Consider the following 15746-nt stretch of genomic DNA (forward strand, 5'->3'; position numbering starts at 1 on the left):
GGTCCCCGGCCTTTATGCGTGTTCCAGTCTTTTTCCCCACCAGATCCTCCAGCTCCCACGGCTGGGAAAGGACGCTCGTGCTACGAGTCATCGGCAAACGCCTGCTTATGCTGATTCCCACCCTGATAGGCCTCTCCATCCTGCTGTTCCTGTGGGTGCGCAACCTGCCCGGCGGGCCGGCCACCGCCCTGCTCGGCGATAAGGCCTCACCTGAAGCCATCGCCAACATCAATAAGGCCTACGGATTCGACCGCCCCCTGATCGAGCAGTACTTCACTTACGTGGGGAAGCTCCTGCAGGGCGATTTCGGCACGTCCATCGTCACCGGCCGCCCCGTCCTGGAGGAATTCGCCACACGCTTCCCGGCCACCGTGGAACTGGCGGTCGTGGCCCTGATCTTCGCGATCGGCATCGGCATTCCCCTCGGCTACCTGGCAGCCCGGCATTACGGCCGCTTCTGGGACCACGGCTCGGTGGTCCTTTCCCTGATCGGAATCACCGTTCCGGTGTTCTTCCTCGCCTTCATCCTCAAATGGGTACTGGCCATTCAGCTCGGCTGGTTCCCCACCGACGGACGCCAGGATCCGCGTATCAACGCCACCCATGTGACGGACTTTTATGTGCTCGACGGTTTACTGACCCGGGAATGGGACGCCTCCTGGGACGCCATCATGCACCTGGTGCTTCCGGCCATTGCCCTGGGCACCATCCCACTGGCGATCATCGTACGTATTACGCGTGCTTCAGTCCTGGAAGTCCAGGGTGCCGACTACGTCCGTACCGCCCGGGCCAAGGGCCTGATGGAAAAAACCATCCGCGGCCGGTTTGTCCTGCGCAACGCCATGCTGCCGGTAACCACCACCATCGGCCTGCAGACCGGGCTCCTGATCTCGGGGGCGGTGCTCACCGAGACAGTCTTCGCGTTCAGCGGTATAGGCCGGTTCCTGCGGGATGCCATTTTCGCCCTCGACTATCCCGTCCTGCAGGGCTTCATCGTCTTTATCGCCATAGCGTATTCACTTATCAACCTGCTGGTTGATGTGTCCTATGGCTTCATCGATCCTAGGGTGCGTGTCCAGTGAGTACTACTCTGCCTCCCGCCGCGGGCGGGTCCGTTCTTCCCGAAGGCGCACCCACCGCCAAGCCGGCCACCGGAAGCGGCATGTGGAAGGATGCCTTCCGCAGGCTGCGCCGCAACCCGGCCGCTATTGCCGGTGCCGTCATTGTTGGCCTGTTTGTCCTCGTGGCCATTCTTGCCCCGCTGCTGGCCCCGTACGGCGGCAATGACTTGCCCGGCCGGACCGAAATCACGCCTACCAGCATTCCGGGACCAGGTGATATCGACGGATATCCGCTGGGCCTGGACCGCTTCGGCGGAGACGTGCTCTCCAAGCTCATCTGGGGCGCCCGGGCATCGCTGATCATCGGCGTGGTCTCCACGGCACTCGGCCTGCTGGGCGGAATGCTCCTGGGCGTCATTGCCGGCGGCCTGGGCGGCTGGGTGGACAGCGTCATCATGCGTTTTGTGGACATCCTGCTCTCCGTGCCGAACCTGCTGCTCGCAGTAAGCATTGCCGCGCTGATGGGCCAAAGCTCCATGGCGATCATGATCGCCATCGGCGTTTCCCAGGTGCCGATCTTCGCCCGCCTGCTGCGTTCGTCGATGATTTCCCAGCGCAGCGCGGACTACATCCTCTCCGCGCAGACCCTCGGCCTGAGCCGGCGGACCATCACCATGAGCCACCTGCTGCCCAACAGCACGGGTCCGCTGATTGTGCAGGCCACGCTGACGCTGGCAACGGCCGTCATTGACGCCGCAGCCCTGTCCTTCCTCGGCCTCGGCGGCGGACTGCCGCAGACCGCCGAGTGGGGCCGGATGCTTACCTACGCCCAGGCTGAACTGGCCGTAGCCCCGCAGCTGGCGTTCCTGCCCGGCATTTGCATCGCCATTACCGCGCTTGGCTTCACCCTGCTGGGTGAGTCACTGCGTGAAGCTCTGGATCCAAAGACCCGGCGCAAGTAACAGCACGCGCCGGGCCGGTCCCGGGTATTAAAAGGGAAGGTCCCCTCCGGCTGGAGGGGACCTTCCCTTTTAATGGGCGGTTCTTCTTAATGGGGCGGTTCTTCGTCGAGCGACACGAGGTACTCGGCGTTTCCCCGGATGGCCGGCACATACCGCTGCAGTTCCGGGGAATCGACATGCTCGGCCATCAGGAACAGCAGGCCGGCCAGGGCACGGTCCGCGCGGCCTGCTGCGTGCAGGGTCAGGGCCTCGAAGACCCCCAGCGACACCGAGCCGGGAAACTCCTGCCGGGCACGGGCAAAAACGGCCAGGGACTCCTCCATGCGCCCCAGGTTCCGCAGGGTGCTGCCGTACTGAAGGCAGCACCTGCGCAATACGTCCCCCGAGAGGCCTGCCGCCAGGGCCTGTTCGTAGTACCCGGCGGCTTCCTCCTCCCGCCCGGCGGTGTCATGCGCCCCGCCGACCTCATAGAGGACCCGGGCGTTGCCCGGGTGCCGCCGCAGTACGCCCAGAAGGGCGGTGATGGTCGGCGCCATGTCCGCCCGGTCCCGGGCCGCGAACAACCCGTCCAGCTCGGCTTCCAGGGCACCGTCCAGGTCCTCCGCCGGCGCCCCGGCCGGCCGATCTGTTGGCTCCCCGGCCGGTTTCCCCGGCGCCCGGTCCCCCGCCGGACCCGACGTCGGCATCATGACTAGGAGGCCAGCTCGCCGTCGAGCTCTGCATCGCCCTGGATGTTCAGTTCATTACCGGGGATGGAGGCCAGCAGCTTGCGGGTATACGGGTGGCGGGGGTTGGAGAAGACTTCCTCCGATGTGGCAGCCTCCACCAGTTCGCCGTCCTTCATCACGCAGACATAGTCCGAAATCAGGCGGACCACTGCCAGGTCATGGGAGATAAAGAGGTAGCTCAGCCCGAACTCGCGCTGCAGGTCCCCGAGCAGTTGCAGGATCTGCGCCTGGACCAGCACGTCCAGCGCCGAGACCGGTTCGTCGCAGACAATCAGCTCCGGCTTCAGGGCCAGGGCACGTGCAATCGCCACACGCTGGCGCTGGCCGCCGGAAAGCTCGGCAGGATAGCGGTGCAGCATGTCATGCGGCAGTGCCACCTGGTCCATCAGCTCCAGGACGCGGCGACGGCGCTCCGCCCGGTCCCCGCGCTTGTACGTCTTCAGCGGTTCCTCCAAGATCCGCTCAATGGTGTACATGGGATCAAGGGAGGAGTACGGGTCCTGGAAGATCGGCTGCACCCGCTGCCGGAAGTCCCGAAGCTGGACCTTGTCCAGCTTCGCAACGTCCATTCCGTCAAAGGTCATGGATCCGGACGTGGGCTCGATCAGCTTGAGCAGCATGCGGGCGGTGGTGGTTTTGCCCGAACCGGACTCCCCCACAATGGCTACGGTCTTGCCGCGCGGGATATCCAGGGTGACGTTCTTTGCGGCATAGAAATCATCGGCACGTCCGCGGATCTTGAAGACCTTGGTCAGGTCGCGGAACTCCACAATGTTGTCCACGGCTGCGGTGTCCGTTGCCTTGTCCTCCGCTTCCGCGGCGGCGGGCAGGTCTGCCGTTCCGGGAGCCCCGGCGAAGGCACCGGGCCGCAGCCGGACGGCGGCAACACTGGGGGCTGCCCGGACCAGGGACTGGGTGTAGGGATGCTGCGGGTCCTCCAGCAGCTGCCGTGCCGGACCGGTTTCCACCACTTCACCGCGGTGCATCACCACCAGCTGAGACGCACGCTCTGCGGCAAGGCCCAGGTCATGGGTAATCAAAAGGACCGAGGTCCCCAGCTCTTCGGTCATGCGGTCGATCTGGTCCAGGATGGTCCGCTGCACGGTCACGTCCAGGGCGCTGGTGGGTTCGTCGGCAATGAGCAGCCGCGGGCGGCAAGCCAGGCCAATGGCGATCAGGGCGCGCTGGCGCATACCGCCGGAAAACTCATGCGGATACTGCTTGGCACGTTCCTTGGCGTTGGGCAGCCCGGCCGCGGTCAGGACCTCCACCACTTTCCGGTCCACGTCCTTGGACGTGGCCATCCCGTGCACCAGCAGCGTTTCGGCTACCTGGGTCCCGATCCGGGTTACCGGGTTGAGGTTGGACATGGGGTCCTGCGGTACCAGGCCGATGGAACGGCCGCGGATGGCGCGCATCTTTGCTTCCGGCAGCCCTACGAGTTCCTGCCCGTCGAAGCGGATACTGCCGGAGGCCACCTTGCCGTTGCCGGGCAGCAGGCCGATCACGGCCATGGCCGTAGTGGATTTTCCGGATCCCGACTCGCCCACAATGGCCAGGGTCTCCCCGGCGGGAAGCGAGAATCCGGCATTCCGCACCGCGGCCACTTCGCCGTCCATGGTACGGAAATTCACCGCGAGGTTGCTCACCTCGAGCAGGGGGGAATCAGTGCTCAAATCAGTCATTTCCCCATCCTGCCCCACTCTGGCCCCATGTGACGCGTGTCTCTGCGCTGTTTACCTGTTTTTAATCATTTAGAATGGAAAATCCACGAAACAGAGGGATGGAGCGTCCCGGAGGAGTATCACGGTGACACGATCCGGCGCAGCACAATCCGGCGCAGCAAACCCCGCCCCCGGCCCGGACCGTCCCGCACTTTCCCGCCGTTCCCTCATCCGCGCAGGCGCGGCCGCCGCAGCCTTGATGCTCGCCGGCTGCACAGCCGAAGCCGCCGGCGAGGACCCCACTGCGGGACCATCCGCCACCGGCGGAAGCGGCCCCACGGCCCGCTTCACCTTTGCGACGGCGGCCCGCCCGGTCACCTTGGACCCCGCTCTCGCCTCCGACACCGAATCCTTCCGGGTCAGCCGCCAGGTACTGGAAGGCCTGGTGGGCGTAGACGCCCTGACCTCCGCACCGGTGCCCCTCCTGGCCACCGGATGGACCCAGTCCGAGGACCGCAAGACCTACACCTTCGAATTGCGCCGCGACGTCATGTTCCACGATGGTGAACCCTTCAACGCGGAAGCGGTCCGGCGGAACTTCGAACGCTGGTACCACCTGCCCGAATCGGTGCGGAGCGGCGGCTCCCTGATGTACAAGTCCGTGTTCCGGGGCTACTCGGACACGCCGGCCACCGCCGTCTACAAGAGCTGCGAGGTGGAGGACGAATACACCGTGCGGGTGGAGCTGAACACTCCGATGGAAAGTTTCATCGCTGCGCTCGCCGCGCCTCCCTTCGCCATCTCCTCCCCCAAGGCACTGGCCGAGGCCGGTGCGGATTCCCTGACCCGGGAACTCAACGGCCGCAGGGTCTCCGGGTACGGCGTCCACCCTGTGGGTACCGGGCCCTTCCGCTTTGTGGCCTGGAATGAAGACACCGTGGAACTCGCTGCCAACCCCGGGTACTGGGGTGAAAAGGGACAGATCGGTTCGGTGGTCTTCCGCACCATTTCCAGCCCCGAGGGCCGGCTGCGTGCCCTGAAGAAGGGCGAGGTGGACGGCTATGACCTGGTTACCGTCAACGACGTGGGCGACCTGGCCCGCAACGGGCAGCGGATCCAGCAGCGCGACCCGTATTCCGTACTGTATCTGGGCATCAACCAGAACTTCCCGGGGCTGGACAGCGTCCTGATGCGCCAGGCAGTAGCCCACGCCATCGACAAGCCCGCCGTCCTGGACGGACTGTTCCTCAACGGCACCAAACCCGCCAATCAGTTCATGCCGGAAAAGCTGGGGCTCACCTCGGATTCGGTCACCGGCTACGGCTACGATCCGGAGAAGGCCCGGGAACTGCTGGAAGAAGCCGGCTACGACGGGCGCGAACTGCCCTTCTACTACCCCCGGCGCGTCACCCGCAGCTACCTGCCCGCACCGGAGAAGGTCTACGCCCGGCTCAGCGCACAACTCACCGCCGCCGGATTCAACATCCGCCCGGTGCCCGTGGACTGGTCCGAGGGATACCTGGAAAAGGTGCAGGGCAAGGAGGACCGGGCATTCCACCTGCTCGGCCTCGCCGGCAGCTACGAAGGCGGAGACAACTTCCTGGGCACGCTGTTCGGCCGCTACACCGAAGAGTTCTCCTTTAATGACCCCGAGGTCTTCACCGGCATTGAAAAGGCTGCCCGCCTGCCGGAAGGCCAGGACCAGACCGACGCCTACCATGCCGTCTCCGACCGCATTTCCCAGCGCGTGCCGGCCGTGCCGCTGGCCTTCCCGATTTCCGCTCTGGCCCTCTCGCCCCGGGTTTCCTCCTACCCCACGAGCCCGGTTCTGCACGAGGTCTTTAACCGGGTCAGCCTCACGGACCGCTGACCAGGCTCCGAACAGCTATCGGAGCCGACCTCCAAAAGCAGTATTCGTACTGCGATAATTTTAGGAAGGCACCCGCTCGGGGATACGCTTCTATGGCTAGCGCCCACGCGACTGGAGAAGAAGTTGACTGCTAATAGCCCGGCGGAGAATTCCGCAACGAAAACTGATGTACTGCTGATCGGCGGAGGCATCATGAGCGCTACCCTTGGGGCGTTCCTGAAGCAGCTGGCTCCGGACTGGGACATCTCCCTCTACGAGCGCCTCGATCGCGCGGGGCTGGAAAGCTCCGATCCCTGGAACAACGCGGGTACCGGCCATGCCGCCCTCTGCGAACTGAACTACAGCCCGGCCGCGGCCGACGGCTCCGTGGACCCGGCCAAGGCGGTGGGAATCAACGAGCAGTTCCAGGTCTCCCGCCAGTTCTGGTCTCACCTGGTCTCCGAGGGCCATATTGGCAATGACTTCATCAACCCGCTGCCGCACATGAGCTTTGTCTGGGGCGATGCACATTCGGAGTACCTGCGCCGCCGGCACGAATCCCTGAGCGCCCAGCCGCTGTTCAAGACCATGGAGTTCTCCGAGGATCCGGCCAAGCTGGCCGAATGGGCTCCGCTCATCATGGAAGGCCGCGATCCCGGGCAGCGGGTGGCCGCCTCCCGCGTGGCCGGCGGAACCGACGTCGACTTCGGCAACCTGACCCGGCAGCTGACCAACTACATGGGTGCCAACGGCGTGCACCTGAACTTCGGCCACGAGGTCGGCAACGTTACCCGCTCCTCCAACGGCGGCTGGGACGTCAAGGTCAAGGACCGGGCAACCGGAACTACCAGCACCGTGTCCGCCAAGTTCGTGTTCATCGGCGGCGGCGGCGGTGCCCTGCACCTGCTGCAGGCCTCGGGTATCCCCGAGGGCAAGGGCTTTGGCGGCTTCCCCGTCTCCGGCCAGTTCCTGCGTGCCACGGATGAATCCATCATTTCCCGGCACAATGCCAAGGTCTACGGCCAGGCTTCCGTCGGTGCCCCGCCCATGTCCGTGCCGCACCTGGATACGCGCTTCGTCAACGGCAAGCGCTCCCTGCTGTTCGGCCCGTACGGCGGCTTCTCGCCGAAGTTCCTGAAGACCGGTTCCCTCCTGGACCTGCCGCTCTCGGTCCGCCCCTCCAACCTCGTGCCCATGCTGGCCGTGGCGAAGGACAACATGAGCCTGGTCAAGTACCTGGTCACCGAGGTTCTGAAGACCCGCGAAGGCAAGACCGCAGCGCTGCAGGAATTCATGCCGCAGGCACAGACCGAAGGCTGGGACCTTATCACCGCCGGTCAGCGCGTCCAGGTCATCAAGAAGGACCCGAAGAAGGGCGGTGTGCTGCAGTTCGGCACCGAACTCATCACCGCCGCCGACGGCTCCATCGGAGCCCTGCTGGGCGCGTCACCGGGTGCTTCCACTGCGCCGCCCATCATGATCAATCTGCTCAAGCGGGCCTTCCCCCGGCAGTTTGACGGCTGGGAGCCGAAGATCAAGGAAATGATCCCGGGCTACGGCGTGAAGCTGAACGAAAATGAACGCCTGGCTGAAGAGATTGAAGCCGATACCAGCCGGGTTCTGGGCCTGTCCTAGTCTCCGTTTAACGCGGCTTACCGTTTTACGCGGCGCAGACCTGCTCCTCCGGCAGGTCTGCGCCGCGAACCAGTTATACCGCCGGTTTCCGGCGCCGCTCCGTTGCGCACCGCCCTTCCTTAAGGCAGGATCATGGATCGTTTGGCCAAGCTGTCCCTCTCGAACAGGGCCCTCATTGCCCTGATCACCGTGTTTGTAGCTGTTTTCGGGGTGATCTCCATGAGCTCCCTCAAACAGGAACTGATCCCGTCGCTGGAGTTCCCGCAGATCAGCGTCATAACGGCACTGCCCGGCGCCTCCCCCGAGGTGGTGGACGCGCAGGTGAGCGAACCCCTCGAAGGTGCGCTGACAGCGGTGGAGGGACTCGAGTCCTCCTCGGCGACGTCGCGCTCAGGCATTTCGACCATCGCCCTCACCTTTGCCTACGGCACCGATCTGGACCGGGCCCGCGGCCAGGTGGACCGTGCCATTTCCAACGCCCGGCAGCTCCTGCCCGAGGATACGAATCCACAGTCCCTTGCCGGCAGCATCAGCGACTTCCCCATCGTTTACCTCGCCGTCTCCTCCGATGAGCCGCTGGCCGAGCTGAATGCGGACCTGCAGCGGCTGACCGTTCCCCGCCTGCAGAAGATCGAAGGCGTGCGGACGGCCGAGGTCACCGGCGGATCCACCCGCCATGTGGCCATCCTCCCCGACCCTGCCGCGCTGGCCGCCCAGGGTGCCACGCCGTCGTCGATTGTGGATGCCCTGGAAAACAGCGGCGCCCTGCTTCCCGCGGGCACGGTGGATGAGGAAAGCCGGACGCTGTCCATCCAGGTGGGAGCACCGCTGGACAGCCTGGAGAAAATTTCCGCCCTGCCGATTGAATCCTCCTCCGACAGCGCCACGCCGGTAACCATTGGCGACGTCGCCTCCGTGGAGATCACGGAGGACGAAGCCACCTCCATCACACGCACCAACGGACAGGCCACCCTGGCCGTCTCCATCACAAAGACCCCTGCCGGGGACACCGTGGGCATTTCACATGAGGTCACGGACCTGTTGCCTTCCCTCCAGGACGAGTTGGGCAACGGTGCGAAATTCACCGTGATCTTCGACCAGGCGCCCTTCATCGAAAAATCCATTTCGGACCTCACCACAGAGGGGCTGCTGGGACTGGGCTTCGCCGTCCTGGTCATCCTGGTCTTCCTGCTCTCGGTCCGTTCCACCCTGGTCACCGCCGTCTCAATCCCGCTGTCCCTGCTGGTGACCTTCATCGGGCTGCTGGCCTTCGGCTATTCCCTGAACATCCTCACCCTCGGCGCGCTTACCATCGCCATTGGCCGGGTGGTGGATGACTCGATTGTCGTCATCGAGAACATCAAGCGGCATCTGGGCTACGGCGAGGACAAACGCACCGCCATCCTCACCGCCGTGCGCGAGGTGGCCGGTGCCGTCACCGCCTCCACCCTCACCACGGTGGCCGTGTTTGCACCCATCGCCTTTGTGGGCGGCCTGGCCGGGGAACTGTTCCGACCCTTCGCCGTCACCACGTCCCTGGCCCTGCTGGCCTCGTTGCTGGTGTCTCTGACCATTGTTCCGGTGCTGGCGTACTGGTTCCTGAAGTCCTCTCCGCCGGTGGCGGATCCGGAGGCCTACCGGGCCGAAGCCGAGGAAAAGGAGACCCGCAGCTTCCTGCAGCGCGGCTACCTCCCCATCCTGCGCGGCACGCAGCGCCACCCCGTCTACACGGTGGTGGCCGGGCTGATCATCCTCCTCGCCACCGCCGCCATGACACCCCTGCTGCCCACCAACCTGCTCGGCGATACCGGACAGAACACGTTCAGCGTGCGGCAGGAACTGCCTGCCGGCACCTCGCTGGAACGCACGTCCGAAGCAGCCGAACAGGTCGAGGAAGCATTGTCCGGCGTGGACGGGGTCAAGGATGTCCAGGTCACCATGGGCACTTCCACATCCGGCATTGCGGCATTCACCGCCGGCGGGTCCTCGGTGGCCAACTTCACCGTAATTACCGAGGAAGGCGAGGACCAGGTGGCCCTGCGGGATGCTGTCCGGGCGGCCATTGAGGACCTTGACGACGCCGGCGACGTCACCCTGGGCAGCACCGGCGGCGGTTTCGGTACCTCGAACACCGTGGACATCAACCTCTCCGCCGGGGATCCCGCCGAGCTGCAGCCGGCCAGCGACGCACTGGTGGAAGCCATGTCTGACCTTCCCGGCGTCGCCCAGGCCAGCAGCAACCTCTCCTCCTCGCAGCCGGTGGTCCAGGTGACCATTGACCGCGCCAAGGCCGTGGCGGCGGGTCTGAACGAGCAGCAGATCGCCGGCCTGGTTGCCTCCACCATCAGCCCCCTGCCGGCCGGTTCGGTCCGGCTGGGCACTGATGACCTGCCCGTGCTGATCGGTGAGGGTACCCCCATCACGTCCCTGGAACAGCTCAATGCCGTCTCGGTGCCCGCAGGCGCCGGCTCGGTGCCGCTGAGCGAGCTGGCCACCGTGGAGGAGGTCTCCGTGCCGACGTCGGTCTCCTCCTCAGGCGGTGAACGCACCGCCATTGTGTCCGTCTCCCCGGACGGCGACAACCTGGGCGCCACCATTACCGAGGTCCAGGCGCGGCTGGCCGATGTTGACCTGCCGGCCAGCGTCACCGCCGAACTCAGCGGCGCCGCCACCCAGCAGAACGAGTCCTTCACCCAGCTGGGCCTGGCCCTGCTGGCCGCCATCGCCATTGTGTACGTGATTATGGTGGCCACGTTCAAGTCCCTCCTGCAGCCGCTGATCCTGCTGGTGTCCATTCCCTTCGCGGCCACCGGCGCGATCCTGCTGCTGCTGATCAGCGGCATCCCGCTGGGGCTGCCGTCCCTGGTGGGCATGCTGATGCTGGTGGGCATTGTGGTGACCAACGCCATTGTGCTGATGGACCTGATCAACCAATACCGCCGTCCGCGGGGCAGTGAGCCCGGCATGAACGTGGAGGACGCCATCTTCCGCGGGGCACGCCAGCGCCTGCGCCCCATCCTGATGACGGCGCTGGCCACCATCTTCGCCCTGACGCCCATGGCGCTCGGCGTAACCGGTGAAGGCGGCTTTATTTCCCGGCCGCTGGCAGTGGTGGTGATCGGCGGGCTGATCTCCTCCACGGCCCTGACCCTGATCCTGGTACCTGTGCTGTACCGGCTGCTGGAAGGATCCAGGGAAAAGCGGGCGCAGCGCAAGGAACAGGTCCCTGCTGCGGCCGACGCCTAGGCCCCTGCTGCGTTAGCCGGTCCCGGGAATGAACCGGGGCCGGCAACGGTTGGAACAAAAGTCTATGCATATGCATATAGTTTAAGAACATTCCAACATCGGAGGCCAGCATGCAGATCGGCGTCTTCAGCGTCAGCGACATCACCCGGGACCCGGTCACCGGCCGCATCCCCACCGAGGGCGAGCGAATCAAGGCCGCCGTGGCCATCGCCAAAAAGGTCGAGGACATCGGGATGGATGTCTACGCCACCGGCGAGCACCACAACCCGCCCTTCTACGCCAGCTCCCCCACCACGCTGCTGGGTTACATTGCCGCGCAGACCGAGCGGATCATCCTCTCCACGACCACCACGCTGATCACCACCAATGACCCGGTGAAGATCGCCGAGGACTTCGCCATGCTCCAGCACGTTTCCGACGGCCGCGTGGATCTGGTCCTGGGCCGCGGCAACACCGCCCCGGTCTACCCCTGGTTCGGCAAGGACCCGCAGGACTCGGTGGAACTGACGGTGGAGAACTACAACCTGCTCCGCCAGCTCTGGGACAAGGAGACAGTGAACTGGGAAGGCAAGTTCCGCACCCCGCTGCGCAATTTCACGGCCACGCCACGCCCGCTCGACGGCGTCGCCCCCTTTGTCTGGCACGGCTCCATCCGCACGCCGCAGGTGGCGGAAATTGCCGCCTACTTCGGTGACGGATTCTTCGCCAACAACATCTTCTGGCCCAAGGAGCACTACATGCAGCTGATCGGGCTCTACCGGGAACGGTACGAGCACTACGGCCACGGCCGTGCCGACCAGGCCATTGTGGGCCTTGGCGGACAGTTCTTTATGCGGAAGAACTCCCAGGACGCGGTGAACGAATTCCGCCCCTACTTCGACAACGCCCCGGTCTACGGGCACGGGCCGAGCATGGAGGACTTCACCGCGCAGACCCCGCTGACCGTGGGCAGCCCGCAGGAGGTGCTGGAGAAAACCCTGAGTTTCCAGGAGTACTTCGGCGACTACCAGCGCCAGCTCTTCCTGATCGACCATGCCGGCCTGCCGCTTAAGACGGTGCTGGAGCAGCTGGATCTGTTCGGCGAGTATGTGCTCCCGGAACTGCGCAGGGAATTCGATTCCCGCCGCCCGAAGGACGTTCCGGACGGTCCCACGCATGCCGGCCGCGTTGCCGCACGCGACGCCGCCCGTCACGCCGGGGCCGGGGTGCCCGCAACAGCCTCCGCCGTTCAGTAGGCTGGAACCATGCACTCCTCGAACAACCCGACCCCCAAGCAGGCAGCCGAAGCGTGGGAATCCCTGTTCCGCGTACAGGTAGGCGTGATGCGCCGGCTGCAAAAGGACGCGGAGTTCAAGGACCTGACCATGCGGGAATACGATGTGCTGTTCAACCTGACCCGCTGCCCGTCCGGCTGGACCCGGCTGAACGAGCTCAACGAGCACCTGCTGATCAGCCAGCCCAGCCTCAGCCGGATGGTGGACCGGCTCGAAGCCCGAGGCCTGGTCAAGCGCCGGCCCGCGGAGCAGGACCAGCGCGGCGTGGAGCTGTCCCTCACCGATGAAGGCCGCGAGGTGCAGAAACGCCTGGGCAGGATCCATGTGCGCGGCATCCATGACCTGCTCACCCCGGCGCTGGACCGCGACGAGCTGGCCACACTGAAGGAACTCACGGACAAGGTGCTGGCCAGCCTCACCGATTAGGTCCCGCCCGGGCACTGCCGGCCCGGACTAGACGGCGTTCTCCTCCGCACCCAGCGGCGGGTCGGCGAACGCCAGCCGGGGAACCAGCAGCAGCACGGCCGCGGCCACGAACGCCGTCACCGAGCACACCGTCCACACCGTCAGGTAACCCTCCAGCGGCGCGGCGGTCACTGCGGTTCCGCCGGAAAGCGCATTCGCCGCTGTGCTGGCCAGGGCGATGCCGAACACTGCCGAGGCGAAGGACCCGCCAATGGTCTTGGTGGTGTTGGTGAGCCCGGTTGCCATTCCGGTGCGGTTCAGCGGCGCGGCCGCTGCCGCAGCCGACGGAAGCGCCGCCACCAGGGCTCCGGAGCCGAGTCCGGCCACCACCATGTTGGCCAGCGCCTGCGGCAGCGAGTCATGGAAGGGCAGGAACATGGCGTATCCGACGCCGACCAGCAGTGCCGCCCCCACCAGGGTGTTGCGCGGGGTGGTGCGCCGGGCGGCCACCGGGAACAGCAGTGCACCCACCAGCAGGGCCAGCACATAGCTGCCGATGATGATGGACACCTGGGATGCTTCCAGCCCCAGCCCGTAGCCGTGCTGTGCCGGGTCGGTGCGCGCAAAGGTGGACATGGGCGCCTGCGCACCCAGCACCGAGATGCCGAACAGGCCGGCGGTCAGCTGGACCGGCCACATGGACGGGCGGCGCAGCATGGCGAAGTCCACCAGCGGATCCCTGCGGCCGAGCTCGTAGCGGACAAAGGGAATGAACGCCGCAACGCCGGCGGCCAGCACGGCCCAGGCCCACCAGGTACCGGGTCCGTTGATCCGCAGGAACGTCAGGCCGGAGGTCAGGGTCAGCAGCCCAACAGCCAGCAGCACAAATCCCGTGCGGTCCACGGTGCCGCCGTCCAGCGAGTCGGACTCCGGGACGCCGAAGTGCACTGCGAAAATACACAGGGTCACGGCCATTGCGGGGAAGGACAGCGTCAGCCAGAGCATCCCCGCGAACCGTTCCACCAGCACGCCACCCAGCAGTGCCCCGCCGATCACCCCCAGTTCCAGCGCGCCCACCAGCAGGCCGGCGGCCTTCCGGGTCAGCACGGCCCGGTTCGGGGCGTGGCGGAGCCGGCTGAAAATCAGAGCTATTTCCATGGGCAGCCAGACCACGTAGAACCCCTGCAGGGACCAGGCCGCCAGGAACGTCCAGAAGCCGGGCGCGAAGGCCACGCCCCAGGAGGCGGCGGCCGTCAGGACCGTGGACACGAGCAGGATGCGCTTGTGCCCGTAGATATCCCCAAGCTTGGCCAGGAGGGGCACCGCGAGGGCGCTGAGCATCAGCTGGGCGGATTCGAACCAGTTGACGTCGCCGTCGTCGATCCCCAGGTGCCTGGCGATGTCGGTGAGCATGGGGGTGTAGTAGCCCTGCAGGATGCCGCTGGTCAGTTCCACCAGCACCAGGAATCCCACTACGGGTCCGAGCATCCGCAGCCCTGCCGCCGGCAGAGCGGTCATCAGAGTGCACCCATCAGGGCGCGGTAAAACAGAATGCCCTCGCCGAAGGTTTCAATGCCCAGCTTTTCATTGTCGGCATGGATGCTTGCCCGGTCCGCTGCACTCATCCGGAACGGGGCAAACCGGTAGACCGCATCGCAGATGGTGGTAAAGCGGCGGGCATCGGTCCCGCCGAGCATGATGTACGGCACCGGGACGGCATCCGGGAACGTTCCGCTGATGGTCTCTTCCAGCAGCGCAAACTGGGCGTTGGTGGTGGCCGAGACCGGTGAGGGCTCATTGCCTTCCACCACATGCAGGGACACTTTGGGGTCCCGGATGACCGTGCGGAGGCGGGTAAGCGTGGATGCCACGCTCTCCCCCACAGCTACCCGGATATTCGCATTGGCGCTGGCGCGGGTGGCCAGGACGTTGGATCCCTTGCTGCCGCGCAGCTGGGTAATGGCCACGGTGGTGCGCGTCATGGCATTGGGCTCCCCGCCGAGCAGTCCGAAAACCCGGGTCAGCGGACGCCGCAGCCGGCGCACATTCCCCAACACCAGCCGGGGAAGCAGCGGGGCGGCCGCGGAGAGCCGCTCCACCATTTCCACGGTCACCTCGGGCAGGGCTGCGGGGAAGGGGCGGCGCTCCAGGCGGAGGATCGCCCGGGCCAGGCGCGCGGTGGCTCCCATCCGGTTCGGCGTGGATGCGTGCCCGCCGGCATCTTCGGTGGCCAGTTCAACGTCGAGGATCCCCTTTTCGGCCACGCCCACCACGGCCAGCGGTGCCTGGACGAAGGGAAAGGCGCCGGAGGCGACGGCGCCGCCTTCATCCAGCACCAGCCAGGGCCGGATGCCGCGCCCGGCGAGCAGGGCTGCGGCCGCGGCGGCCGTGTCACCGGCGGTTTCCTCGTTGTTGCCGAAGGAGAAGTAGATGTCCCGTGCCGGGGTGAAGCCTTCCGCCAGCAGCTGCTCGGCGGCTTCGAGCACGGCGGCCAGGGCGCCCTTGTCATCCAGGGCCCCTCGTCCGCAGATGGAGGTGTCGGTGATGGTGCCGGCGAACGGCGGATGCTCCCAGGCTGCCGGGTCCTCCACCGGGACCACGTCATAGTGGGCCATCAGCACCGCGGGAGCGCGGGCATCACCGGTTTCCGCACTGCCGCCCGCCCAGCGGTAGAGCAGGCCGTGCCCGTTGACCCGTTCCAGTTCCAAGGCGGCCGCGACGCGGGGAAAAAGTTCGGGCAGGGCGGCGATAAACGCGTCGAACTGGTCTGTTTCCACCTCCTCCGGGATCCGGGAGGAGACGGTGCGGAAGGTCAGGAGCCGGGCCAGTTTCGGTGCCGCGTCCCTGCCGGTCCGGAGTGCGGAAGGCGCAGGCGCGGCGGAACCGGTCCGCGGGTCAATGGTGCTGTGCATGGGCCGAGTG

Annotated in this window: 11 protein-coding genes; 7 read left to right on the forward strand and 4 right to left on the reverse strand. The window is 66.0% G+C overall.

Annotated features, from left to right (window positions below):
• The first annotated feature begins 77 nt into the window (after positions 1 to 77).
• Positions 78 to 1082, forward strand: coding sequence for an ABC transporter permease (locus MUK71_RS10830; protein ID WP_227903293.1), 1005 nt, complete (start codon positions 78 to 80; stop codon positions 1080 to 1082).
• Positions 1079 to 2023 carry an ABC transporter permease gene (locus MUK71_RS10835; protein ID WP_423723746.1) on the forward strand — a complete coding sequence of 315 codons (945 nt, stop codon included), beginning with the start codon at positions 1079 to 1081 and terminating at the stop codon, positions 2021 to 2023. Before MUK71_RS10830 ends, MUK71_RS10835 begins: the two co-directional genes overlap by 4 nt.
• Positions 2024 to 2109: 86 nt before the next feature.
• On the opposite strand, the gene MUK71_RS10840 is transcribed toward MUK71_RS10835, so the two are convergent.
• The gene (locus tag MUK71_RS10840) at positions 2110 to 2619 is read right to left on the reverse strand and encodes a tetratricopeptide repeat protein (RefSeq protein ID WP_227903953.1); all 510 of its coding nucleotides are present in this window, start codon (positions 2617 to 2619) and stop codon (positions 2110 to 2112) included.
• Positions 2620 to 2714: 95 nt separating this feature from the next.
• Positions 2715 to 4436 carry a dipeptide ABC transporter ATP-binding protein gene (locus tag MUK71_RS10845; protein ID WP_227903294.1) on the reverse strand — a complete coding sequence of 574 codons (1722 nt, stop codon included), beginning with the start codon at positions 4434 to 4436 and terminating at the stop codon, positions 2715 to 2717.
• Between the two features lie 124 nt (positions 4437 to 4560).
• On the opposite strand from MUK71_RS10845, the gene MUK71_RS10850 reads away from it, so the two are divergent.
• The 5 genes from MUK71_RS10850 to MUK71_RS10870 all read left to right on the forward strand — a co-directional run bounded on the left by MUK71_RS10850 (position 4561) and on the right by MUK71_RS10870 (position 12845).
• A complete protein-coding gene (locus MUK71_RS10850; RefSeq protein WP_341482048.1) occupies positions 4561 to 6285 on the forward strand; it encodes an ABC transporter substrate-binding protein in 1725 nt (574 codons plus the stop codon).
• Positions 6286 to 6408: 123 nt separating this feature from the next.
• On the forward strand, positions 6409 to 7899 hold the full coding sequence (locus MUK71_RS10855) for a malate:quinone oxidoreductase (protein ID WP_227903295.1): 1491 nt from the start codon (positions 6409 to 6411) through the stop codon (positions 7897 to 7899).
• A 132-nt stretch (positions 7900 to 8031) separates the two neighbouring features.
• The gene (locus MUK71_RS10860; RefSeq protein WP_227903296.1) at positions 8032 to 11145 is read left to right on the forward strand and encodes an efflux RND transporter permease subunit; all 3114 of its coding nucleotides are present in this window, start codon (positions 8032 to 8034) and stop codon (positions 11143 to 11145) included.
• 110 nt (positions 11146 to 11255) lie between these two features.
• Positions 11256 to 12380 (forward strand): LLM class flavin-dependent oxidoreductase, encoded by a 1125-nt coding sequence (locus MUK71_RS10865; protein ID WP_227903297.1) that lies wholly within the window; start codon positions 11256 to 11258, stop codon positions 12378 to 12380.
• Positions 12381 to 12389: 9 nt separating this feature from the next.
• Entirely contained in the window at positions 12390 to 12845 is a 456-nt protein-coding gene (locus MUK71_RS10870; RefSeq protein WP_227903298.1) for a MarR family winged helix-turn-helix transcriptional regulator, read from the forward strand.
• 27 nt (positions 12846 to 12872) lie between these two features.
• On the opposite strand, the gene MUK71_RS10875 is transcribed toward MUK71_RS10870, so the two are convergent.
• The gene (locus MUK71_RS10875) at positions 12873 to 14342 is read right to left on the reverse strand and encodes an MFS transporter (protein WP_227903299.1); all 1470 of its coding nucleotides are present in this window, start codon (positions 14340 to 14342) and stop codon (positions 12873 to 12875) included.
• On the reverse strand, positions 14342 to 15736 hold the full coding sequence (locus tag MUK71_RS10880; protein ID WP_227929519.1) for a M20/M25/M40 family metallo-hydrolase: 1395 nt from the start codon (positions 15734 to 15736) through the stop codon (positions 14342 to 14344). Before MUK71_RS10880 ends, MUK71_RS10875 begins: the two co-directional genes overlap by 1 nt.
• Positions 15737 to 15746 lie beyond the last annotated feature (10 nt).

This window comes from Arthrobacter zhangbolii (genome assembly GCF_022869865.1).
Lineage (GTDB): Bacteria > Actinomycetota > Actinomycetes > Actinomycetales > Micrococcaceae > Arthrobacter_B > Arthrobacter_B zhangbolii.